Source organism: Mesorhizobium sp. CNPSo 4670, assembly GCF_057784235.1.
In genome coordinates this window covers 37,927-61,641 of the sequence record NZ_JBWJFQ010000006.1, presented here as the reverse complement: position 1 = coordinate 61,641, position 23,715 = coordinate 37,927, and the positions used below count along the sequence as shown (strand labels likewise).

Here is a 23,715-nt window from a genome sequence, read left to right as displayed (position 1 = left end):
TTGCGTTTTATTGCGCAATGCTCCCGATCTTCGCGGCTGTGCAAGCCCCGGCATGATCCCGAAAAATGACTACCGGTTTTCGGAAAAGATCATGCTCAAACGCTGAAATGGATCCCCATCCCGATCATCGGGATGGAACAGGCTCTGGAATTGGATCGAAGATGAATTACGCCAACTTTCCTCTCGACAAGAGGATGCCATTGCCGAATTCGGACGCAGGAGACGGCGAAGACTTCATCGACATCGAGCGGCTGCTTGGCATGGCCGCACGGCAAGCCAAGGTGGTTGCCGTGTGCGCCGTCATCGGTCTCTTTTTGGGCCTGCTCTATCTGCAGACCACGCCGCCCCAATATCAGTCGGTCTCAAGCGTGCTGATCGACGAAGGCTTGAACAAGATCGTCGATGACATCTCGGCGGCGTCGACAACCATGCAGACCGATTCCGCCATCCTGAGCCAGATCGAGATCCTGACCTCGACGCGGCTTGCCGCCGTGGTCGTCGACAAGCTGAAGCTCGACCAGAACGATGCCTTCCTGAATCCGCCCGTATCGGCTCTGGCAAGGGGCGTCGGTCTGATCCGGGGCCTGATCCAGTATGTTCGCCCCAGCCCCGTCATGCCGGGCGTCGGTGACATCAGCAAGCTCGACCCCGCCACCCGCGATGCCCTGATCGCCACGTCCCGTCGCGACTACGCGATTCTCAAGCTGCAGAACGAGGTGCGGGCGGAGCGCACGGGGCGAAGCTACGTCATCGCCCTCGGCTATCAGTCGACGGATCCGGCGCTCGCCCATGCGATCACCAAAGCCTATGCCGATGCCTATCTCGCCGATCAGCTCGATGCCAGCTTCGACGCCACCGAGCGGGCGGCGGTCTGGCTGCAGGGACGATTGACGGAATTGCGCGAGAGCTCGCAGGCGGCATCGCTCGCGGTCGAGAAGTTCAGGGCCGAACATGGCCTGGCCGCCAACAGCGACGGCCAGCTGATGAGCGACAAGCAACTGTCCGATCTCAACGCCCAGCTCATCGTCGCGCAGGCCGACACCGCACGCGCCAGTGCCCGCTACCAGCAGTACAAGGCGATTGTCGAAAGCGGCTCCGACAACGCTTTCAAGGATGCCGCCATATCAAGCGACCAGCCGAGCAGCTCGGTCATCGCGGCGCTCAAGACCCGCTACCTCACGGTCTCCAAGCGGCTGCAGGACGTCGAGGCGAATTTTGGCGCCCAGCATCCGCAGGCGTTGGCGCTTGCCAAGGAGAAGGCCGACATATCGACGCAGATCTTCGGCGAACTGAAGCAGCTGACCGAAAGCTATCGCAACGAATATGAAGTGGCGCTGGCGCGCGAGACCGCGCTCAGGGCCAATGTCGCGGCCGCGCAAGGCAAGAGTTCCGTCGACAACCAGACGCAGGTCAAGCTGCGGGAACTCGATCAGCAGGCGACGGCGCTCACCACGCTCTATCAGACATTCCTCGGCCGCTACGAGGAAGCCGCGCAGCAGCAATCCTTCCCGGTCGGCAAGATCCGCATCATCTCGGACGCCTCGATGCCGCTCACCGCGTCAAGCCCACGCACGATCATCGTGATTGGACTTTCGCTGGTGCTTGGCACGCTGATGGGCGCCGGCTTCGGCGGCCTGAATGAATTCAACGAACGTTTCTTCAGGACCGGCGAGGAGGTGCGCGACCGTGTCGGGCTGAAATTCCTCGGCTATCTGCCGACGATCGGCGGCAAGCTGAGCAAGGAAGAAAAGCCGGGCGATACCCAGGTGGATGATAAGACCACCAGATCGCTGTCGTCCGCCGAAAGGCGGGCGCGCATGCGGGTGAGCATCGATTCGCCTGCGTCGATGTTCTCCGAAACGCTGCGCAGCGCCAAGATCGCCTTCGACGTCGTGATGGAAGGGCAAGGCAGCCGCGTTATCGGCATCGTCTCGGTGCTTCCCGGCGAGGGTAAGTCGACGGTCGCGGCAAATCTCGCCGGATTGCTTGCCGCCAACGGCGCCAAGACGCTGCTCATCGACGGCGACCTGCGCAACCCCGGCCTCAGCCGTGGTCTCGGCATGGAAGCCGAGCAAGGTTTGATGGAAGCCGTGGTCAACGGCCAGGCGTGGCAGTCCGTTGGCAAGATCGACCGGCAGACGAAGCTGGCCATCATCCCGGCCGTGTCGCGCGGTCACTTCTCGCACACCAGCGAACTTCTCTCCTCGGCCGGGATGCGGCGCTTCATCGATAACGCCAAGGAAACCTTCGAATACATCGTAGTCGATCTGCCGCCGCTCGGACCGGTGGTCGATGCCAAGGCATTCGCGCCGCTGGTTGACGGGTTTGTGCTCGTCACCGAATGGGGGCGCACGCCCCGCGCGATGGTGAGGTCGATGCTGGAATCCGAACCCTATGTCGCCAACAAGATCATCGGGGCGGTGCTGAACAAGGTCGATCTGAAGAAGCTGGCCAAATACGGATCGTTCGGCGGCTCCGAGAAATTCTTCGACAAATATTCAAGCTACTATCTGGAAAAGTCGGAAGTGCGCAGCAAGGCAAAGGCAACGGTCTGACGGGAGTCCAATAGGCCCTTTCGAAAGCGCATTGCGTTGAAACAGGGGCCGGTCGACGCGGCCTGAATCTCCGCTTTATGCATCCCCCAAACGCCGTGCGCTTTGGGCGATGCATTAGAGTAATTCCAGGAAAAGTGTGAAACGGTTTTCCGTCCGGAATTGCGTCAAAACAAAGAGTTAGAGCCGTTCGCCGTTTCCGTGAAACGGTGAACTGCTCTAGCAGCAGTCAGCCTCCTGAAGTGCCTGAATCAGCCTGCTTCGCGGGTCGGTCGATTCCCGTGGCAGTCGGCCGCCCGCTCTGGAAGGCCGCAGTGCCGAGCCGGGCCTCGGAGCCATGCGGACGACGAACAGTCGCGGCTACGCGGCCTTGAGCCGATAGCGGAAAACGGTGCGATCGAGCAGCAGCCGGATGCGTGGTTCGGCCTCGGTCGCCACCAGCCAGCTTGCCGCGATCATTGTCGCGCCGACGATCACCATCGAGAAGAGATGCGGCAGACCCACGCGGACCAGGACACCGAGCAGGGCCGCGCCGACGACGTCATGCAGGAGGTAGAGCGGATAGGTCATCAGGCCGATCCGGCGCCAGCCGCTCCAGGCGAGGTCGAGCCGAAGCGACCACGCCATCAGTGCGACCCCGGCGAGGAAGATGAGGATCGGCGGCGCGAACGGCATCTCTCGCCCGACCTTCAGGATGTGAACGTCGACCGAACTGGCGATCTGCAGCACGCCGCCGCCCAGGAACAGGGCGCAGAAGGCAAGGCGAGCCGTCGTCACCGCCTTGAAGCGCATCAGCCACAACATGACGCCGGTCGCGAAGAAAACGCCGTGATGCACCAGCAAAAGGTCGAGCGTGCGTGTCTCGGCAAGGTCGGCCCAGCCGAGCGGGTAATAGAGGCACCAGAAAAGCGTGCTGACCATGCCGATGGCAATCGCCACCCATTCCATCTGATGGAAGCGGCCAAGCCGCAGCAAGGTCCAGACGATGGCATAGAAGGCGATCTCGATGCCGAGCGTCCAGTAGACGCTGTCCACCCAGGGTGCGTAGGGAACGAACAGGCCGGTGCGAACCAGCCTGTCGACCGCATCGGTCGGCCAGCTCAGGCCGACGATCAAAAGCACGACCGCGGTGACGGGCGCGCAGATCCAGACCGCCGGCGCCAGTCGCTTCACCCTTGCTTCGAAAAACCGCAGCGGCGTCGATGTCTCGGCGCTGAAGGCGATGACGAAGCCGCTGATGACGAAGAAGATCTGAACGCCGACCCAGCCGGATTCGACCCAGGCGCCTATCGCCGGCTGCGCGGCAATGCCGCCCGTGGCGCGTGCCGAAACACCGTCCGGAAACGCCCACACCCAGAAGCCATAGTGGTAGACCATGACCATGACGGCGGCGAGGAACCGCAGGATGTCTACGCCGCCAAATGTGATTTTCTTCTGCTGAGCCATACCGCCTCGCCGGATGGCCCCCCGGTCAAGGATGTAAGGTGGATTGCTGCATCGCACAACAAAAGATTGCGGCGCCGACCGCGACGATTTTGCTAGACGCCGATCCCGCGCTCCTTCAGGGCGGCGGTGATTTCGTCGAGAATCAGCGGATCGTCGATGGTCGCCGGCATCGTCCATTCTTCCTTGTCGGCGATCTTCTGCATGGTTCCGCGCAGGATCTTGCCCGAACGTGTCTTGGGCAGGCGCTTGATCGTCACCACCGTCTTGAAGGCGGCGACCGGGCCGATGCGTTCGCGCACCAGGCCGACCACTTCGCTCTCGATGACACCGGTTTCGCGCGAAACGCCGGCATTCAGAACCACGAAGCCAAGCGGCACCTGGCCCTTCATGGTATCGGCGATGCCGATGACGGCGCATTCGGCGACATCGGGATGGGCGGAAAGCACTTCCTCCATGGCGCCGGTCGACAACCGGTGGCCGGCGACATTGATGATGTCGTCGGTGCGGGCCATGACGTAGAGATAGCCGTCTTCGTCGACCATGCCGGCATCCGCCGTCTTGTAGAAGCCGGGGAACTCGTCGAGATAGGCTTGGCGGAACCGCGCATCGGCATTCCATAGCGTCGGCAGGCAGCCGGCCGGCAGCGGCAGCTTGACCACCACATTGCCCAGCGTGCCGCGCGGCACTTCGTGGCCGGCATCGTCAAGCACGCGAATGTCGTAGCCGGGCATCGGCACGCCGGGCGAGCCATATTTCACTGGCAACAGGCCGAGGCCGGCGGGGTTGATCGTCATCGGCGAGCCGGTCTCGGTCTGCCACCAATGGTCGACCACCGGCACGTTGAGCTTCTGCTCCGCCCATTTGATGGTTTCGGGGTCGGCGCGCTCGCCGGCGAGGAACAGCGTGCGGAATTTCGACAGGTCGTATTTCGGAATGAACCCGCCCTTCGGATCCTGTCCCTTGATGGCCCGAAAAGCGGTCGGCGCGGTGAACAGCGCGACGACGCCATGCTCTGATATCACCCGCCAGTAGGTGCCGGCATCCGGCGTACCGATCGGCTTGCCTTCGAACAGCACGCTGGTGCAGCCATGCAGCAGCGGCCCATAGACGATGTACGAATGGCCGACCACCCAGCCGACATCCGACGCTGCCCAGAACACCTCGCCCGGCTTGACGCCGAACTCGTTTTCCATCGTCCATTTCAGCGCGACCATGTGGCCGCCATTGTCGCGCACGATGCCCTTGGGCTGGCCGGTCGTGCCCGATGTGTAGATGATGTAGAGCGGGTCGGTGGCAAGCACGGGAACGCAGTCGACATTGGCGCCGGCTGCCCGTTCGCGGGCGACGGCATCGGCGTAGTCGATGTCGAAATGCTCTTTCAATTCGCAGCGCAGCTGGTCGCGCTGCAGGATCAGGCAGCCGTCCGGCTTGTGGCGGGAAATCTCGATCGCTCTGTCAAGCAGTGGCTTGTAGGCAACGACGCGGCCCGGCTCGAGCCCGCAGGAGGCCGAAATGATCAGCTTCGGCTTGGCGTCGTCGATGCGGGTGGCAAGCTCATGCGAGGCAAAGCCGCCGAAGACGACCGAATGCATGGCGCCAATGCGGGCGCAGGCCAGCATGGCAAAGGCAGCCTCCGGCACCATCGGCATGTAGATGATGACGCGGTCGCCCTTGCCGATGCCGCGGTTCTTCAGCACCGAGGTCAGCGCAACCACCTCGCGCTTCAGCTCGGCATAGGTGAACTTCTTGATCGTTCCGGTGATGGCGCTGTCATGGATCAGCGCGATCTGCTCGGCACGTCCGCCGGCGACGTGACGATCGACGGCATTGTAGCAGGTGTTGCAGGTGGCGCCGGTAAACCAGCGGCCGTAGACGCCGGCATCGGCATCGAACACCTTGTCATAAGGCGAATACCAGTCGATGGCATCGGCCGCCTCGGCCCAGAACTTTTCCGGATCGCCTTTCCAGCCGTCATAGACCTCGTGATAACGTGAAGCCATCCGACACCTCCCCAGGAATGTTTTTCTTCCCACCAGATAGCGCGCTCTAACCTTGGCCGCAAATGTGCGCCATTGTGCGGCCGGCATCGATCTGGCGCTTGGGGGCAAGCTGCGATGAAATTGCGATATCGGATTGGAGCGTCCGTGCTGGCGTCACTGTCATTGACGGTCGCGTCCGCCGCCTGGGCTGGCGATGCCGCGGCACGGCGCATCATCGGTTTTTCGCCCGACGGCAACTATTTCGCCTTCGAGCAATTTGGAACGCTCGACGCCGGCGCTTCGAACTCCGGCTTTTCGCAGATCGACATCATCGACACCCGTACCGACGCCTTCGTTGGCGGCAAGCCGATCCTCGTCGTCGACGAGTCCGAGGAGGCGACACTGACCCTCGAACAGGCAAGGGCACAGGCCGCCGCTAAGGCGGCGCCCATCCTTGCCAAATATGCCATCGCATCGCGCGGCGAGCAGACGGCTTCCGACAAGTTCACCTTTCCCGATGAGATGGTTGCCTACAATGACATTTCCCGCCTCGAGCAGGTGTCGCAGAAATGGCTTTCGCCGCTCTATGACCAACTCGACATTTCGACCATCCAGCTCGACCAGATCCTGGCCAGCAGCACCACAGACTGTTCAGCGAGTTTCGATGCCACGCAGCAAGGCGACATATCGGGCAAGGCGCTCGGCTTCCGGCTGACGCTACAAGGGCAGGACGGCAAGCCGTTCAAGGTCCTGCACGAGGACAAGGCCGTGCCGGGTTCGAGGAACTGCCCGACTTCCTACAGCCTTTCAGAATCCTACGAATTCACCCCTGCCGGCAAGCCGGCCGTCATTGTTGTGCTGGTGCAGCGCTTCAGCCAGGGCTTCGAGGGCCACGACCGCCGCTTCATTGCGGTGACCGGCCAGCCGCGCTGACAAAGTCGATTGCTCTAGATCGGCAAAGCCACAAGCATGAGGCCGATGCCACCGAAGATCAAAATGGCTGTCGCCAGGGCTTTTCTGTGACGTTCGAAGCTCGTCGGAGCCCGTTCCCAATTGTAACGCATACGCTCTCTCCACAACTCCCGAGGTGTCTTTACCTTACTTAGGGGAAGAAAAGCAACGGTCCGGCCCGGACGGGTCGGGCGCTCCCGCATCGCGAAGAAGACTATTTCTGGGACGATACCTGTTGGAAGCCGGCGGCGGGCGCGTTCCCGCTGCCGGCCTGGCAGCAAGACTACATGCCCCAGCGCAGCGCAGCGGTGTGCACCGGCGCATCCCAGAACGCGGTCGTTTCCGCGTCGAGCATGGTCAGCGTGATCGAGCAGCCGGCCATGTCGAGTGAGGTGACATAGGAGCCGACCAGCGAACGGGTCACCGTCACGCCATGCCTGCCGAAAATCCGCCGCGCGCTGTTGTACATGAGATAGAGCTCCATCAACGGCGTGCCGCCAAAACCGTTGACGAACAGCAGCGCCGGGCCCTTGGCTCCGTCGCTGAGATCGCCAAGGATCGCGGTACAAATCTCTTGTGCGATCGCATCGGCGCTTTTCAAGGTGTCGCGTCGCCTTCCAGGCTCGCCATGGATGCCGACGCCGAACTCCATCTCGCCGTCGCCGATGTCGAAAGTCGGCTTGCCGGCGGCCGGCACGGTGCAACTGGTCAGCGCCACGCCCATCGAACGGGTAGCAGCGTTGACGCGTTCGCCCAACGCCTTCAGCGGCGCCAGCGCCAGGCCATGCTCGGCCGCCGCGCCGACGATCTTTTCGACCACCAGCGTGCCGGCGACGCCGCGCCGGCCAGTCGTGTAGGACGAATTCTCGACGGCGACATCGTCATTGGTGACGATTTGCATGACGCCTTCCGACATTTCAGCCGCCATCTCGAAGTTCATCACATCGCCCTCATAATTCTTGACGATGAACAGGCAGCCGGCGCCGGTGTCGACGGCCTCCGCCGCCGCCAGCATCTGGTCCGGCGTCGGCGAGGTGAACACCTGGCCGGGGCAGGCGGCGTCGAGCATGCCGTGACCGACAAAGCCGCCGTGCAGCGGCTCGTGGCCGGAGCCACCGCCGGAGATCAGCGCCACTTTGCCCGGCCGCAAGGTCTTGCGGCGGACGAATTTATGCTCCTCGCCAAGCACCAGAATGTCGGCATGGGCGGCAACGAAGCCGTCGAGGCTTTCGGTCAGCACCGTGTCCACCGAATTCATAAATTTCTTCACGGCCGTCTCCTCCCGAAATGGGCCTTGTTGAACCGCTCTGACGGATCAGCCACCCTTGCCGGTGATGCTGGTGATCTTCTGGATAAAATCATTCACTGCCCGATCGAGCGCTGCGTTCTGCTTGTCGTCGCCGAAATCGGGCACGATGAGTGAAACATGCCGTGTCTTGCGCATGCCTGCCGCGACAGACATTTTTCCCGGATGCGCCTGATGGTAGGCGGCAAGAAACTGATCGCGCTCGGCCGGGCTGAAATGGCAGACCGAAAAGATCGAAGGCAAATGCTTTGACGGAATCGGGATCGAATAGGCCGGGCTGGAGATCTGCGTGACGAAGCTGCGGTGCTTGCCAAGCGCATCGGCAAGCCGCTGGCGCATGCCGGACGGCCGCTGGTCGATGACATGCGACAGGATCGTCTTATAAGCGCGGATCGCCTCTTCGGAACCGGCTTCAGGTATCTTGTCGATCATGCCGGCTGCGCCTGGATTGAAACATCCGCGATCGCCGCCTTGGCCATGGCGAGTTGCGCCGGAGCGACGGACAGATCGCGCAGGCCGGCCTCGAGCAGCGACGGGATCGCAGCGGGGTCACCGCCGGCGTCACCGCACAGGCTGGCCGGGATTTCTTCGCGCAGGCCAAACGCGGTCACCGCAGCGATCAGCCGCAGCACGGCTGGATGACGGACCGAATTCAGGTGCGCCACCAGGGCGTTGTCGCGGGCGGCTGCCATGACATACTGGGTCAGGTCGTTGGAGCCGATCGAGAAGAAGGCAACCTCGGTAAAGGCCTCGGGCGCGATCGCCACCGACGGCACCTCGACCATGATGCCGAGCGGCGGCATCTTTTGCGCAATGCCGCGCGCGGCAAGCTCTGCCTGCTCTTCGGCGAACATCGCCGCTGCCTGTCTGTATTCCTCCACAATGGCGATCATCGGGAACATCACTTTCAGACTGCCGTGGACGGCGGCGCGCAGCAGTGCCCGGATTTGTACACGAAACACTTCCGGCCGCGCCAGCGACAGCCTGATGCCGCGCAGCCCGAGGAACGGATTGCCTTCCTCGACGGTGAAGCCGGGCACTGGCTTGTCGCCGCCGGCATCGACGGTGCGGATCGTCACCGGCTTGTCGCCGGCCCATTCCAGCACCTTGCGATAGGCGCGATACTGCGTTTCCTCATCGGGCAACGTCTTGCCGAACAGGAATTCGGTGCGCATCAGGCCGACGCCGTCGCAGGTGGCGATGTCGATGCCGTCGACGTCGGACGGGTCAGCGATGTTGACCTGCACCCGCACCGCTATGCCGGTCCTGGTCACCGCCGGCCGTACCAGAAAAATCCCGGCCCGGTCGCGGCGCGCCGAGAACAACGACGACGATTGGCGAAAGGCGTCGATTTCGGCCTTGGAAGGCGACAGCACGATGCCGCCATGTTCGGCATCGAGCAGCGCGATGCCGGCAAGATTGGCGGGCGCGTTGCCAAGATCCACCTCCCCAAGCCCCACAACCATGGGTACGCCGCGCGAGCGCGCCAGCATGGCGACATGGCTCGCCGTGCTGCCCGCCTTCAGCGCGATGCCGCCACCGCTACTCCAGTCGGTTTCGAGGAAACGCGTCGGCGCGATGTCCTCGCCGTAGAGGATGGCGCCGGATGGTGCTTGAACCCCACCATCCTCGGTCAGCGCGCGCAGCACCTGGTCCTTGATGTCGCGTATGTCGGCCGAACGGGCGCGGAAATACTCTTGATCTGAGGTCTCGTAGCCAGCGATTTCCACATCCAGCGCCTGTCGCCATGCCGTATCGGCGGGGTGTCCAGAGGCAATCGCAGCAAAAGCCGGGCCGCTCAACGCGTCGTCCTCCAGCATGGCGATCTGAAATTCGAGGATGTCGGCGGCGTCACCGTCAGCGATTTTGATCAATCCAGCGAGACGGCCCGTCGCGACATCGATTGCGGTCTCGAGCGCAGCCTTCTCGTCGGCAGCATTTTCCTTGCAGGCGTAGGAAATGGCAATCTGGTCGAGGTCAAACAGCGGTCCCTCGGCATACCCGGCCGAGGCCGAAATGCCTTGCATCCTAAGCGGTTCGGACATGGTCCGCGCCTTCGTCGAAATCGCGCCGCACCAGTTCGACCAGCGCGTCGACCGCATCATTGGCGCCGTCGCCGCTGGCGCGGATGTGCAGCACCGTGCCCTTCGGCGCCTTGGTGGCCATCACCTTGACGATGCTCTTGGCGTCGAACCATGGCCCGTTGGCGGCCAGTGCTATTTCCACCTCGGCGGCGAAGGTCTTGGCCAGCTTGGTGAACTTCACCGAAGGACGCGCATGCAGACCCACCTCGTGGGTGATCAGAACGGTCGCTTCGGCGGCTGCGGACATGTCTTTAAAGTTCCCGTTCGTTCACGACGGCGACAATTCGTGCGCCGTCGCCACCACTTCCTTGAGCGAGGCGCCGCCGGACGCCTCGGTCGCCGCCATCACCGCGCCTTCGACGATCGGCGCGTTGCAGACGATAATCTTCTGCGCACGCGGCTCGCCGATCATCTCCACCGCCATTTCGCTGTTGGTCTCGGCGCCGCCGAGATCGACCAGGATGGCGACGCCGGCTTCCGACCAGGCCCTGTCTATGGCGCTCATGATCGCCTCGACATTGGTGCCGAGACCGCCATGGCCGTTTCCGCCGCACCATGCAAGCGGCACTTCGTCGCCCACCATCTGCCGCACCATGTCGGCCGTACCCTCGGCGACCAGCGGCGAATGCGAAACGATGACGATGCCGACATTGCTCATGCGCTTTCCCCGACGGTTTCGGCCACTGTCCGCACCAGAAGCGCGGTCGAACGCGCACCGGCATCCATATGGCCGATCGAGCGGTCGCCAAGGAACGAGGCGCGGCCTCGCAGGGCCTTCATCGGCACGGTCGCTTCGGCGGCCGCGTCGGCGCTATCGGCGATTTCCGCCGCCGTCTTTCCCTGCAGCAGCGCCTCATGCACAGGCTGCAGCACGTCGAGCATCGTCTTCTGCCCGACCTGTGATTTGCCCCGCGCCGCCACGGCTTCGATGGCCTTGCCGAACGCCAGGGTCAGATTGGCGCGATCGGGCGCGGCGGAAATCTCCTTGCCGAGCGCCATGAACAAGGTGCCGAACAGCGGGCCCGAAGCGCCGCCGACCGTCATCACCAGCTTGGTGCCGATCGCCTTGAGCGCCTCGGGCAGCGGCTTGGCAACAAACGCCTCGGCCTCGCTGCGCACGGCCTCGAAGCCGCGCTTCATGTTCAGCCCATGGTCGCCGTCGCCGATCGCCTGGTCCAGCGCCGTCAACTCCTCGGCGTGCGTGGCAATCGTATCCGCGGCCGCCACGATCAGCCTGGAAAGGTTCAACGCCGCCATGTCAGCCAAATTCCTGGTTCCCACCCTGCCGGCAGTAGCGAAAGAATTTCCATTCGACAACTGAAGCATGCGTCAGGCCGCTGCAAGCAGCGCGGCTGCGGCCGCAAAGGCCTCGGCCACCGCATAGGCGCCGGGGTCGACCACGCCCTGCAGCTTGCTGCCGACATAGGCGGACCGCCCGGCTTTCGCCCGGTCCATGGCGGACGTGGCCTCGGCACCGCGTCGAGCCGCTGTTGCCGCTTCCTCCAGGCCACCGGCGTCGAGCGCTTTCAGGGCAGGCTCGAGGGCATCGATCATGGTGCGGTCGCCGACCTCCGCGCCGCCATAGAAAGTCATCCGTTCGAGACCGGCAAGCAGCGCCTTGGCCACGCTGGCGCCGCCGTCCAGGGCCTGCGCTGCCGCGGTGAAGAAGATCGACAGCAGCACCCCGCTGGAGCCGCCCATGGACGTACTCAGAATGTTGCCAAACGCGCCAAGGGTTGCCGCGGGTTCGGCAAGCGGCAGCGTATCAAGCTGCTCGAGCACACTGCGCGCGCCTGTCGCCACCGTCGAACCGGTGTCGCCGTCTCCCGCCTTGGCGTCCAGCCCGTTCAACGTGCCTTCGAGCGCGATCAGCCTTTCGCAGATGCTGACGACAAGGCGCCGGGTGCGGGCATCCTGGCTGGGTTTACGCACCGCGCCTTCAGCGGCTGGTTTGGCGATGGGCACGACGGAGGGTGGAACAACAGGCTTTGCCGGAATCCAGGCGTGCGGACCAACCGGCGCCAGCAGGGCCTTCTCACGCATGGCGTCGAGCCGGATCAGCGACAGCGAGAAGCCGTTCATGTTGAGCGCTGTCATCAACGGTGCGGGGCCGATCGTCAGCTTGATGGTCTTGGCCAGCGGCGAGGCAAGCACCGCATTGGCGACAAGCGACATTTCGAGCGGCGGCACGGAGCCGAGATTGTTGATCAGCAAGGCATAGCTGGCCGCAGGATCGAGCCGCGCCGCAAGCCGCTCCACCATGATCGCGACCAGCCTGTCGGCGCTTTGCACGACGATCCGCTCGACGCCCGGCTCACCATGAATGCCAAGGCCGAGCTCGCCGTCGTTTTCGCCAAATCTGTCTTCGTGCGGCTGGCCCGGGATCGAGCAGGACGACAGCGACATGCCGAGTGAAACAATGTCCTTCGCCGCGGCTCGTGCAGCTGTCGCGACGGCTGTAAGATCGTGGCCTGATTCCGACAGATGGCCGGCGAGCTTGTGCACGAACAAGGTGCCGGCAACGCCGCGCGGCTGGGCAATGTCGGGGAGCGCGATATCGTCGGCGACGATCACCATCTCGACGCGAAAGCCTTCGGCGCGCGCCTTCTCGGCCGCCAGACCGAAATTGAGGCGGTCGCCGGTGTAGTTCTTGACGATCAGCAGGCAGCCGGCCGGGCCGGTGACGGCGCGAATGGCCGCCAGCACCGCTTCGACGCTTGGCGAGGCAAAGATCTCGCCCGAAACCGCCGCTGTCAGCATGCCCTTGCCGACGAAGCCGGCATGTGACGGCTCGTGCCCGGCGCCGCCGCCGGAGACGACGCTTACATTCGTCTTGTCCCAGTCGGCGCGCAAGACGACCTTGATCTCGGGATAGCCGTCGAGGCGCGCGAGGTCGCCGGCGCCAATGGTCCGCAAGAGGCCGTCCAGCGCCTCGGTGACGATCGTTTCCCTGCGATTGAAAAAGTGCTTCATCGAATTCGTCCAGTCCTGTATTCGCAATCGTCAATCAGAAGTTGGTGTCGAACCCTTGGCAGGGAAACCCCGAAAACCGTTCACATCAGCCTTTGTCCGTCGGCACCAAAATAGAGCGGCGAGCGGTAGCGGATCACCACCCTGTCGCCTTGCCCCAGATCCGTTTCGGGATCGGTCAGCGTCACCAGCTTCCGGGTCCCCACCGTCACATGAAGGTGGTTCTGGTCGCCGAGATGCTCGACCCAGTCGACGACGCCGTCGGCATGGCCGTTCGCGGCCTTCTCGATCGACAGATGTTCGGTGCGTGCGCCGATGGTCTTGGTGCCGGCCGGTGCGCCGCCATCGGGCAGCAGCCCGGTCGGCAATAGATTGATCGCCGGCTGGCCGAGCCTAGCCGCGACATGCAGGTTTGCCGGCTCCGAATAGATCGTACGGGGCGAGCCGATCTGCACCAGCACGCCGTCGGCAAGGATGCCGATGCGGTCGGCCATCGTCATCGCCTCGATCTGGTCATGCGTGACATAGAGCATGGTAGCGCCGAGTTCGGCCTGGATGCGTTTCAGTTCGAGCCTGAGATCCGCCCGCAACTTGGCATCGAGCGACGACAGCGGCTCGTCCATCAGATAGATGGAAGGCTTGCGCACCAGCGCGCGGCCGATGGCGACGCGCTGCATTTCGCCGCCCGACAGCTTGGTCGAGCGGTTGGCGAGCTTGTGGTGGATGCGCACCATTTTCGCCACTTCCTCGACCCGGCGCCGGATCTGCTCTTCCGGCATCCTTCGCGCCGGCGAGCGCAGCGGGAAGGCGAGGTTGTCGAACACCGAAAGGTGCGGATAGAGCGAATATTGCTGGAACACGAAGGCGGTGTCGCGCTCGGCCGGCGACAACGTCGTGGCATTGTGGCCGCCGATTTCGATGGTGCCGGCATCCGGCCGCTCCAGCCCGGCGATCAGCCGCAGCGTCGTCGTCTTGCCGGCGCCGGTCGGCCCGAGCAGCACGACGAACTCACCGTCGGCGATGGAGAGGTCGAGACCGTTGACAGCGACATGGTCGCCAAAAGTCTTGCTCACATTCTTGATGTGCACGTCAGCCATGCTGTGCCCTCCGCTCCGAGGCGGCATCGTGGATCGCGGTTCTCACCGCGCGGCCCGATCCTTTCTCGAACAGCGACAGCCGCGCGCTGCTCAGCGTCAGGCCGACATGGTCGCCGGTCGAGAGCCGGATTTCGGCCGGCACCCGGGCCTTGATGATGCCGTCCGCCGTCTCCACCGCGACGATCTGCGTGGTGCCGAGATATTCGGTGCCGTAGATTGCGCCACGCAGCTTGGAGTTGTCGTCGAAGCGGATATGTTCCGGACGGATGCCGAGCGCCATGTCGGCCGGCGCGATATCCTCGCGCACTTCCGGCACCGCGACCTTCGCACCCTGGACGGTGATTTCCTTGGCGCCCTTTGACAGCCCGCCGCCGAAGCCCAGGAAATTCATCGGCGGCGAGCCGATGAAGTCGGCGACGAACATGGTCGCCGGCCGGTCGTAGATCTCGCGCGGCGTGCCGAACTGTTCGATGACGCCATGGTTCATCACCGCGATCTTGTCGGCCATCGACATCGCTTCCATCTGGTCGTGCGTGACATAGACGGTGGTGGCTTGGATGCGGTTGTGCAGTTCGCGCAATTCATGGACCATCAAATCGCGGAACTCGGTGTCAAGGGTCCCCAGCGGCTCGTCCATCAGGAAGCATTTTGGCCGCCGCACGATGGCGCGGCCGAGCGCCACCCGCTGGCGGTCGCCGCCGGCAAGGCCGGAGACGGATTTGTTGAGCAGATGGTCGATGCGCAGAAGCTTGGCCGTCTCTTCGACGCGCTGGCGGATCTCGGCTGACGGCATGCCTTGCGCCAGCAGCGGGAAGCCGATGTTCTTGCGCACGTTCATGTGCGGATAGAGCGCGAACAGCTGGAAGACGAACGCAATGTCGCGCTCGCGTGCCCGCAGCATGGTGACGTCGTCGCCGCCGAGCAGGATCTGGCCGCCGGTTGGCAGTTCGAGCCCGGCGATCATGCGCAGGGTTGTCGTCTTGCCGCAGCCCGACGGTCCGAGCATGACGAAGAACTCGCCATCCTCGACGACGAAGTTGGAATCCTGCACGGCGACGAAATCGCCGAAGGCCTTTCTCAAGTGCTGAACGCGAATTTCGGCCATGGCTATTCCGGGAACTTCGAGACGATGATGAACATCACGGTGCCGGCGAGCATGGTGATGAAGGAATAGGTGTAGAGCGACAGCGCGAAAGGCTGGAACAGCATCAGGAAGCCGAGGGCGATCAGCACCGTGGCGATGTTTTCCATCAGCCCGCGCCTGGCCCAGACCGGCCAGCGCGATTTGCGTTTCTGAAGGCTGGTCAGGCTCATTTGCGCACCGCGCCGAAGGTAATGCCGCGCAGCAATTGCTTGCGAAGCAGGATGGTGAAGACCAGGATCGGCACCAGGAAGATGGTCGTGCCGGCCGCCACCGCCGGCCAGTCCTGGCCGCCCTCGCCGATGATGGTCGGGATGAAGGGCGGCGCGGTCTGCGCCGTGCCCGAGGTCAAAAGGGCAGCGAACGCATATTCGTTCCAGGCAAAGATCAGGCAGAAGATGGCGGTGGCGGCAATGCCGGTGGTCGCTTGCGGCAGCACGGTGCGCCAGAAGGCCTGCAGCCGCGTGTAGCCGTCGATCATCGCCGCCTCCTCGTATTCGCGCGGGATCTCGTCGATGAAGCCTTTCAGGAGCCAGACGGCCAGTGAGACATTGACCGCCGTATAGAGCAGGATCATGCCGAGCGCCGTGTCGGACAGGCCTAGCTCGCGGTACATCAGGTAGATCGGAATCGCGACGGCGATCGGCGGCATCATGCGCGTCGACAGGATGAAGAACAGGAGATCGTCGGCGAGCGGCACCTTGAAGCGCGAGAAACCATAGGCCGACAGCGTTCCGAGGAAGACAGCGCAGAAGGTCGAGCCGAAGGCGATGATCAGCGAGTTGACGAAACGCGGCAGGAAGTTGGACGGGCCGGCGATCACCATGTTGCGCTTGCGCGTGGTCTCGTCGCAGAAGCCGGTCGCCGGTCCCAGCGAGTTGATGTATTCCGGCGTCTGCCGGGTCCGCGTCGTGAACAGGTTGCAGTAGCCCTCGAGGCTTGGCTGGAACAGCAGCTTCGGCGGATAGGCGATCGAATCCGGCGGCGTCTTGAAGCTGGTGGCGAAGATCCACAGCAGCGGCACGATCGAGATCAGCGCGTAGGCGATGATGATCGCGCCGGCGATGCGCTTCGAATTTGCCGAGGGTGCGACGACCGAGTGGGCAGTGGTCAGGCTCATCTCTGCTTCACCTTGTTGAGCGCCTTGACGTAGATGTTGGCCAGACCGAACACCGCGACGAACAGGATGATGGCGAAGGCCGAGGAATAGCCCGTCCGCCAGCTTTCGAAGGCCTGACGCTTGAGCGTGATCGAGGCGACCTCGGTGGTCGAGCCCGGCCCGCCGCCGGTGAGCAGATTGACCATGTCGAACATCTTGAAGTTCTCGATGCCGCGAAACAGCACCGCAAGCATGATGAAGGGCAGTGCCATCGGCAGCGTGATCGACCAGAACTGCCGCCAGTTGGAGGCGCGGTCGACCTCGGCCGCCTCATAGATATATTCGGGGATCGAGCGCAGCCCGGCGAGGCAGATCAGCATCACGTAGGGCGTCCACATCCAGGTGTCGACGATGATGATCGACCATGGCGCCAGCGACACGTTGGAGAGCATCTGGATGTTCGTTGGCGGGATGCCGGTGACGAAGGAAATAGCATAGGCGAACAAGCCGATCTGCGGCTCGTAGAGGAAGCGCCAGAAATTGCCGACCACCGCCGGCGACAGCATCATCGGAACCAGGATGAGCGTCGTCCAGAACGCGTGGCCACGGAACTTCCTGTCGATCAGCCACGCCAGCGTGAAGCCGATCAGCGTCTGCAGCAGGATGGTCCAGAACACGAAATGGGCCGTCGTCTGCATGGCGATCCAGATGTCCTTGTCGGCGAGGATGCGCTGGTAATTGGCAAAGCCGAGATTCTTCACCACCTCGTTCGGGCGGTTGGCCCGAAAATTGGTGAACGACAGATAGATCGCCCAGAACAGCGGGAAGATGTTGATGGCGAGCAGCAACAGGATCGTCGGCGAGATGAACAGCCAGGCGAGGCCCTTGTCGCTGATGCCCCGAACCTTGCGGGCCAACGGTTCCGGGGTCGCCCGGGCAACGTTCTCCGCAGTCCGATTGAGCATGGTCAGTCCTGCTTCGGTCACTTGGGTCGTCTCTGTCATGGAATTTATCTGAACTGCGTCCCGTGCCAAGGTGGCACGGGACGCCTGGGCCTAGCTCGGGAGGAGCCGGTTACATCTTGCCGTCGTCCTGGAAGACCTGTGTCCAGTCCTTGACCAGGCCGTCGAGGGCATCCTTGGCCGAACCCTGGCCGGCGACGACATAGTCATGGAAGCGCTTCTGCGACGCCTGCAGCAGAGGGGCATAGCTAGGCTCGGCCCAGAAGTCCTTCACGATGGCCATCGAGTCCAGGAAGGTCTGCGCATAGGGCTGGCTGGCCGGGAACTTCGGGTCCTTGACCACCGCGTTGAGGCAGGAGTAGCCGCCGAGCGACCACCACTTGGCCTGGACATCCTTGTTGGCGAACCACTTGATGTATTTCAGCGCCGATTCCTGCTTGTCGGAATAGGACACCACCGAGATGCCCTGGCCGCCGAGCTGGGCGAACTGGTCGCCATCAGGCCCCTTGGGGTTGACGAAGTAACCGATCTTGTCGCCGCCGACATTCTCGTCCTTCTGCAGGCCCGGCCAAGTGAAGGCGAAGTTCATGTGCATCGCCACTTGGCCGGATTTGAAGGCATCGACGCCTTCGCCCATGTAGCTGTTCGAGGCGCCCGGAGGGGTGCAGCAATCATAGAGCGCCTTGTAGAACTCCAGCCCCTTCACCGACTTGTCGGAATTGACGAAGCCTTCCATCTCGTAGGGCTTCTTCGGGTTCTCGTACTGGAAGCCGTAGCTGTAGAGCACGTCCATGGCGCCCATGGTGATGCCTTCCGAGCCGCGCTCGGTATAGATCGAGGCGCCATAGACGGTCTTGCCGTCGATCTGCCGCTTCTGGAAGAACTCGGCGATCTGCTTCAGCTGGTCGAAGGTGGTGGGCGGGCCGAGATCCCAGCCGTACTTCTCCTTGAATTCCTTCTGCAACTCCGGCTTGGAGAACCAGTCCTTACGGTAGGTCCAGCCGACGACGTCGCCCATGGCCGGCAGCGCCCAGTAATTCGGCGTGTTCTTCGGCCATTCCGAATAGCCGACGACGGTTGCCGGCACGAAGTCGTCCATGCTGATCTTCTCCTTGTCGAAGAAGTCGTTCAGCTTGACATAGTGGCCGTTCTCGGCGGCGCCGCCGATCCACTGGCTGTCGCCGATGATCAGGTCGCACAGCTTGCCGTGCGAGTTCAACTCGTTGAGGAAACGATCGGCATAGTTGGTCCACGGCACGAACTCGAATTTCATGCCGATGCCGGTTTCCTTGGTAAAATCCTTGGACAGTTCGACAAGTGCATTCGCCGGGTCCCAGGCGGCCCAGCACAGCGTCAGGTCTTCAGCGTGCGCGACATTCGAGACGGCTGTCGACGCTGTAATCGCCGAGGCTAGTCCCAACGCCAGTTTCAAGCTCGATTTCATGCCTTCCTCCCATTTGCGAAACGCGTCCGGATGACGGTTTCAAGAGCTCCAAACCCCTCTCCTCAGGGGCCCAAACATGGCGGCGCGGCAGCGCTGCAGATGTTTAGTAATTTGTTTAGTGATGCAATTTTTACTAAACAACGCAAGCGAATTCGTTGCTGCGCCGCAGCATACTCGCGGCGATGTCTGAAAACGTTGGGAAAAGCGTGGATCGCGGATCGGATGGTCGAGGCCGTGCAGGCCAAATCTAGCCAGACCTAAAGGTCGTCTCGACGCTCAGTCGATCCGTTTGGTGCTCACCACGACCGGCCGGATCGCCGGTGCCAGCGGCAGCAGCGCGCGGATGTCGGCGAAGGGAAACACAGGCTCGAAGCGGAAGGCTTCGGCCAGTGAACCCTGCGCACCGTTGCACTGGCCTGAACGAAAGAGGTTCTGCGTTCGCGCCCCGTCGACGAAGCGCTCGGGATCCTGCGACTGATGCATGCGGATCGCCTTGGCCTTGATGTCGGCATGCGCGGAAATATCGACATAATGCGTCGGCGAAAACCCGGTGCCCCCGAGGGTGTCGGCATGCAGCACCGGCACCGCGAAAGAAGCCGCGATGCGCACGCCGTCCGACAGCGCGCGGTGGTCGCCATGATAGTCGTTCGGCGCATGGGTGATCGCCAGGTCCGGGCCGACCTCGCCGATCAGCGTTTTCAGTGCCGCGATCAGTGCGGCATCGGCCACCAGCGCGCCATCCGGGAAGTCGAGAAAGCGCGGCGTGGCCCCAAGCAGGCCTGCCGCTTGGCTCGCCTCCTTGCGCCGCGCCCGGGCAAGCGCGCCGGGATCGCCCTTGCCGCCCTTGGCCCCATCGGTGGCTATGGCAAAAGTGAGTTCTGCGCCTTGTGCGGCATAGGCGGCCATCGTACCGAACATGAAGATCTCGATGTCGTCCGGATGCGCACCGAGCGCCAATATCTTCAAGCCACTCTCTCCCCGGAAATCAAAAAACGTGACGAACGGTATCCTGCTCGCCCTGATCGCCTATGCAAGCTATTCGGGCAGCGATGCCGTTGTCAAAAGCCTCGGCGGCCAGTTCACGGTCTTCGAGATCGGATTTTTCACGACGCTGTTTGCCGGCTTCTTTCTCTTCTTCACGCGGCCGGCGGGCGAGCGCTGGCGTGATTTCTGGCGCACCAGGCGGCCCTGGGCGGTGCAGGCGCGCGCCTGGGCGGGCATCGCGTCCGGCGTGCTCAGCGTCTACGCCTTCACCACCATTCCGCTCGCGGAAGTCTATGCGCTGGTCTTTCTGGCGCCGCTTTGCGTCACCATCCTCTCCACCGTCGTGCTCCAGGAGAAGGTCGGTCCATGGCGATGGCTGGCGGTGGTCGCCGGTTTTGCCGGCGTCATGCTGGTGGTGCGACCGGGGTTTCGCGAGCTCAATCTCGGCCACCTTGCCGCCTTCGGCGTTGCCTTCCTCGCCGCCGCCAGCGTCATCCTGATGCGCTCGCTGGCACAGCAGGAAAAGCGCACGACCATGCTGGGTGTCCTGATCGGCTACGGTCTGTTGTTCAATGGCGTTGGGGCCGCCGCCACCTCATTCACCGTTCCGGACGGCAAGCAACTGGTGTGGGTGGTGATGGCGGGTGCTTTCACCGCTTGCGGGCAGTTGCTGCAGTTGCTGGCGGTCAAGTATGCGCCTGCCAACCGGATCGCGCCGACGCATTATTCGCAGATCGTCTGGGCCGTGATCCTCGGTGCGCTGTTCTTCCAGGAATATCCCGACTGGCTGTCGCTTATCGGCCTCGCGGTTGTCGGCGGGTCCGGCCTGCTGACCATGGTGCGCGAAGAAGCGCGGCTCGGCACCGTGCGCTGGAACCCGTTTTCCCGCACCCGGCTTTGAACCGTCCCGGTTGCACGGCGACCGCGACCGCTGATATGCGGACGCGATGACGACAAAACCCTTGCCGGAGCTTCCCGTATCCGCCGTGCTGCCGGCGCTGAGTGAAGCGCTGGCCGAACGCAACAGCGCCGTGCTGGTGGCGCCGCCCGGCGCCGGCAAGACGACGCTGGTGCCGCTGGCGCTGCTCGATGCGCCCTGGCTGGGGGCCGGCAAGATCGTTCTGCTCGAACCGCGGCGGCTTGCCGCCCGCGCCGCCGCCCGCCGCATGGCCGAATTGCTCAGCGAGGAGCCCGGCGCCACCGTCGGCTACGCCATGCGCATGGAGAACCGCACCTCGGCCAAGACCAGGATATTGGTCGTCACTGAAGGCGTGCTGGCGCGCATGATCCTCGACGATCCCGAACTGCCCGGCGTCTCGGCGGTGATCTTCGACGAATTCCACGAGCGTTCGCTCGACGCCGATTTCGGCCTGGCACTGGCGCTCGACGTTCAGGGCGCGCTGCGGCCGGATCTGCGGTTGCTGGTGATGTCGGCGACGCTCGACGGCGCGCGCGTCGCGAAACTACTTTCGGGCGCGCAGGTCATCGAGAGCCAGGGCCGCGCCTTCCCCGTCGACATCCGCTATGACGAGCGTCCGGCAGGCACCACCATCGAGGACGCCACGGCCAAGGCGATCCGTTCGGCGCTTGCCGACGAGAGCGGCAGCGTGCTGGCCTTCCTGCCTGGCCAGCGCGAGATCGAGCGCACTGCCGAGCGGCTGGCCGGCAAGGTCGGCGCCGACACCGATATCGTGCCGCTCTACGGCATGCTCGACGGCAAGGCGCAGGACGCGGCGATCAAGCCCGCCCCTTCCGGCCGCCGCAAGGTGGTGCTGGCCACCTCCATCGCCGAGACTTCCATCACCATCGACGGCGTGCGCGTCGTCATCGATTCCGGCCTGTCGCGGCTGCCACGCTACGAGCCGGCCAGCGGCCTCACCCGGCTGGAAACCGTGCGTGTCAGCAAGGCTTCCGCCGACCAGCGCGCCGGCCGTGCCGGGCGCACGCAGCCGGGCGTCGCCATGCGGTTGTGGCGTGCCGAGCAGACGGCGGCGCTCCCCGCCTTCACGCCACCGGAAATCCTTGAAGCCGATCTGTCCGGCCTGTTGCTCGACTGCGCCGCCTTCGGTGTCGCCGATCCCATGAGCCTGGCCTTCCTTGATCCGCCGCCCGCTCCGGCGCTCAACGAGGCGAGGCTGCTGCTGCGGGCGCTGGATGCCGTCGACGAGGCCGGCCGCCTGACGGACGCGGGCATGGCGATGCGCAAGCTCGCTCTGCCGGTGCGGCTGGCGCATATGGTCGCCGAGGCCGCCAGGAGCGGCCATGCCGACGAGGCGGCCATGCTTGCCGTGCTGCTGACGGAACGTGGACTTGGCGGCGACGGCGCCGATCTGGAGCGACGGCTGATGCGCTTTCGCTCTGAGCGATCGCCGCGCGCAACGGCCGCGCGCCAGCTTGCGGAGAGGTTGGCGAGGCAGGCCGGCGGCGCGAGAAACGGCGGGACTGTTTCCGCCGGTGCGCTTCTGATCCACGCCTGGCCCGACCGCGTCGCCAAGGCGCGCGGCGAGCGCGGCCGTTTCGTGCTGGCCAACGGTTCCGGCGCCATGCTCGACGCTGCCGACCCGCTGGCGGGCGAGCCGTTTCTGGTCGTTGCCGACCTGCAAGGCAAGGCGCAGAATGCTCGCATCACGGCGGCGGCGGCAATCGGCGAGGACGATGTCCGCGCTGCCCTTGCCGACAGGATCGAAACAGGCAGGCAAACGAGCTTCGACCGCGACAAGCGCGCCGTGCGTGTGCGCGAGACCGTGCGCCTTTGCGCCATCACGCTTTCCGAGCGCATGCTGCCGCCGCCAACCGGCGCCGACGCCGATCGCGCCATCCTCGATGCCGTGCGAGAGCATGGGCTGTCGCTGCTGATCTGGAACAAGGAGGCGCAAACGCTGCGGGCGCGGCTCTCCTGGCTGCATCGCGGCCTCGGCGCATCGTGGCCTGACATGGCGGATGCCGCCCTCATCGAACGCCTAGACGACTGGCTGCTGCCGTTCCTGTCCGGCGCGGCCTCCTTTGCCGCCATCGATCCGGGCGTGGTTTTGGCCGGGCTGGCCACGCTCGTCCCGCACGACTTGCAGCGCAGGATTGACACGCTGGCGCCGACCCATTTCGACGCCCCGTCGGGCAGCCATGTGCCGATCCGCTATGACGGCGAATGGCCGGTGCTGGCGGTGCGCGTGCAGGAACTGTTCGGCCTCGACCGCCATCCTGCCATCGCCAATGGCACCGTTCCGCTGACGCTCGAACTCCTGTCGCCGGCGCACCGGCCAATCCAGACGACGCGCGACCTGCCCGGCTTCTGGCGGGGCTCCTGGGCCGATGTGCGCGCCGACATGCGCGGCCGCTATCCCAAGCATGTCTGGCCGGAAAATCCGCTGCTCGCCGCCGCCACCAGCCGCGCCAAGCCGCGCGGGACGTAGGTCCTCGACGCAGCACTTTTGATGAAACGCGTGCGGCGACGGACTGCATGCCTTGGCGATTGGCACAAACGCCCATCGCTTCGTCATCCACGGGCGGAGCAAGGAGCGTAGCGACGCAGCGCAGACCCGAGGATCCATGCCGCGACGTTCGAGCGCTGCCGCGGTGCAGAATTCTGCCCCGCTTCGCCCTCTGGCCAAGACCCCGGCGGATCCTCGGGTCTCCGCGTCCGCTTCGCTCCCGCTCCGCCCGTGGATGACGAAGTTGAGAAGCTTCGGCCAATCCCGAATGC

20 protein-coding genes are annotated in these 23,715 nt (G+C 64.1%); 4 read left to right on the top strand and 16 right to left on the bottom strand.

Translation table 11 applies throughout. The annotated features are described in order from the left end of the window. The first annotated feature begins 161 nt into the window (after positions 1-161). Positions 162-2,555, top strand: coding sequence for a polysaccharide biosynthesis tyrosine autokinase (locus tag AC0ZT5_RS12835; RefSeq protein ID WP_488496734.1), 2,394 nt, complete (start codon positions 162-164; stop codon positions 2,553-2,555). A 357-nt stretch (positions 2,556-2,912) separates the two neighbouring features. Here the strand turns inward: AC0ZT5_RS12835 and AC0ZT5_RS12830 are convergent, their stop codons facing one another. Both AC0ZT5_RS12830 and AC0ZT5_RS12825 read right to left on the bottom strand, forming a co-directional pair. Then, positions 2,913-3,998 (bottom strand): acyltransferase family protein, encoded by a 1,086-nt coding sequence (locus AC0ZT5_RS12830; RefSeq protein ID WP_488496733.1) that lies wholly within the window; start codon positions 3,996-3,998, stop codon positions 2,913-2,915. A gap of 92 nt (positions 3,999-4,090) precedes the next feature. After that, complete coding sequence (locus AC0ZT5_RS12825) at positions 4,091-5,998, bottom strand: propionyl-CoA synthetase (protein WP_488496732.1); 1,908 nt, start codon at positions 5,996-5,998, stop codon at positions 4,091-4,093. A gap of 144 nt (positions 5,999-6,142) precedes the next feature. Between AC0ZT5_RS12825 and AC0ZT5_RS12820 the strand changes: the two genes are divergently transcribed. Continuing rightward, the gene (locus AC0ZT5_RS12820) at positions 6,143-6,910 is read left to right on the top strand and encodes a DUF2259 domain-containing protein (protein WP_488496731.1); all 768 of its coding nucleotides are present in this window, start codon (positions 6,143-6,145) and stop codon (positions 6,908-6,910) included. 301 nt (positions 6,911-7,211) lie between these two features. Here AC0ZT5_RS12820 and dhaK read toward each other — a convergent pair whose 3' ends face one another. The 14 genes from dhaK to AC0ZT5_RS12750 form a co-directional block, all read right to left on the bottom strand. After that, positions 7,212-8,198 carry a dihydroxyacetone kinase subunit DhaK gene (gene dhaK, locus AC0ZT5_RS12815; protein ID WP_488496730.1) on the bottom strand — a complete coding sequence of 329 codons (987 nt, stop codon included), beginning with the start codon at positions 8,196-8,198 and terminating at the stop codon, positions 7,212-7,214. 45 nt (positions 8,199-8,243) lie between these two features. Then, positions 8,244-8,666, bottom strand: a complete 423-nt coding sequence (locus AC0ZT5_RS12810) for a hypothetical protein (RefSeq protein ID WP_457150028.1) — start codon at positions 8,664-8,666, stop codon at positions 8,244-8,246. Beyond that, a complete protein-coding gene (gene ptsP / locus AC0ZT5_RS12805) occupies positions 8,663-10,279 on the bottom strand; it encodes a phosphoenolpyruvate--protein phosphotransferase (protein ID WP_488496729.1) in 1,617 nt (538 codons plus the stop codon). Before ptsP ends, AC0ZT5_RS12810 begins: the two co-directional genes overlap by 4 nt. Then, positions 10,263-10,565: an HPr family phosphocarrier protein gene (locus AC0ZT5_RS12800; RefSeq protein WP_477281789.1), complete on the bottom strand. Its 303-nt coding sequence runs from the start codon at positions 10,563-10,565 to the stop codon at positions 10,263-10,265. Before AC0ZT5_RS12800 ends, ptsP begins: the two co-directional genes overlap by 17 nt. A 21-nt stretch (positions 10,566-10,586) precedes the next feature. Further along, positions 10,587-10,976, bottom strand: a complete 390-nt coding sequence (dhaM, locus tag AC0ZT5_RS12795) for a dihydroxyacetone kinase phosphoryl donor subunit DhaM (RefSeq protein WP_111544849.1) — start codon at positions 10,974-10,976, stop codon at positions 10,587-10,589. Continuing rightward, a complete protein-coding gene (gene dhaL / locus AC0ZT5_RS12790) occupies positions 10,973-11,575 on the bottom strand; it encodes a dihydroxyacetone kinase subunit DhaL (protein ID WP_488496728.1) in 603 nt (200 codons plus the stop codon). Before dhaL ends, dhaM begins: the two co-directional genes overlap by 4 nt. Positions 11,576-11,647: 72 nt before the next feature. Then, positions 11,648-13,291, bottom strand: coding sequence for a dihydroxyacetone kinase subunit DhaK (locus tag AC0ZT5_RS12785; RefSeq protein WP_488496727.1), 1,644 nt, complete (start codon positions 13,289-13,291; stop codon positions 11,648-11,650). 80 nt (positions 13,292-13,371) lie between these two features. Continuing rightward, positions 13,372-14,385 carry an ABC transporter ATP-binding protein gene (locus AC0ZT5_RS12780; RefSeq protein ID WP_488496726.1) on the bottom strand — a complete coding sequence of 338 codons (1,014 nt, stop codon included), beginning with the start codon at positions 14,383-14,385 and terminating at the stop codon, positions 13,372-13,374. Further along, on the bottom strand, positions 14,378-15,490 hold the full coding sequence (locus AC0ZT5_RS12775; protein WP_488496725.1) for an ABC transporter ATP-binding protein: 1,113 nt from the start codon (positions 15,488-15,490) through the stop codon (positions 14,378-14,380). Before AC0ZT5_RS12775 ends, AC0ZT5_RS12780 begins: the two co-directional genes overlap by 8 nt. A gap of 2 nt (positions 15,491-15,492) precedes the next feature. Next, complete coding sequence (locus AC0ZT5_RS12770; RefSeq protein ID WP_488496724.1) at positions 15,493-15,699, bottom strand: hypothetical protein; 207 nt, start codon at positions 15,697-15,699, stop codon at positions 15,493-15,495. Then, positions 15,696-16,646, bottom strand: coding sequence for a carbohydrate ABC transporter permease (locus AC0ZT5_RS12765; RefSeq protein ID WP_095082780.1), 951 nt, complete (start codon positions 16,644-16,646; stop codon positions 15,696-15,698). The genes AC0ZT5_RS12770 and AC0ZT5_RS12765 overlap by 4 nt, the downstream gene beginning before the upstream one ends. After that, positions 16,643-17,590: a carbohydrate ABC transporter permease gene (locus AC0ZT5_RS12760; protein ID WP_184873362.1), complete on the bottom strand. Its 948-nt coding sequence runs from the start codon at positions 17,588-17,590 to the stop codon at positions 16,643-16,645. Before AC0ZT5_RS12760 ends, AC0ZT5_RS12765 begins: the two co-directional genes overlap by 4 nt. 109 nt (positions 17,591-17,699) lie before the next feature. Beyond that, positions 17,700-19,031, bottom strand: a complete 1,332-nt coding sequence (locus tag AC0ZT5_RS12755) for an ABC transporter substrate-binding protein (protein ID WP_184873281.1) — start codon at positions 19,029-19,031, stop codon at positions 17,700-17,702. Between the two features lie 276 nt (positions 19,032-19,307). Continuing rightward, a complete protein-coding gene (locus AC0ZT5_RS12750) occupies positions 19,308-19,997 on the bottom strand; it encodes a PIG-L deacetylase family protein (protein ID WP_488496723.1) in 690 nt (229 codons plus the stop codon). A gap of 28 nt (positions 19,998-20,025) precedes the next feature. Here AC0ZT5_RS12750 and AC0ZT5_RS12745 point away from each other — a divergent pair, with 28 nt between their 5' ends. Together AC0ZT5_RS12745 and hrpB are read left to right on the top strand one after the other, a co-directional pair. Then, the gene (locus AC0ZT5_RS12745) at positions 20,026-20,916 is read left to right on the top strand and encodes a DMT family transporter (protein WP_488496722.1); all 891 of its coding nucleotides are present in this window, start codon (positions 20,026-20,028) and stop codon (positions 20,914-20,916) included. Between the two features lie 46 nt (positions 20,917-20,962). Beyond that, positions 20,963-23,425, top strand: a complete 2,463-nt coding sequence (hrpB, locus tag AC0ZT5_RS12740) for an ATP-dependent helicase HrpB (RefSeq protein WP_488496721.1) — start codon at positions 20,963-20,965, stop codon at positions 23,423-23,425. The last annotated feature ends 290 nt before the right edge of the window (positions 23,426-23,715 follow it).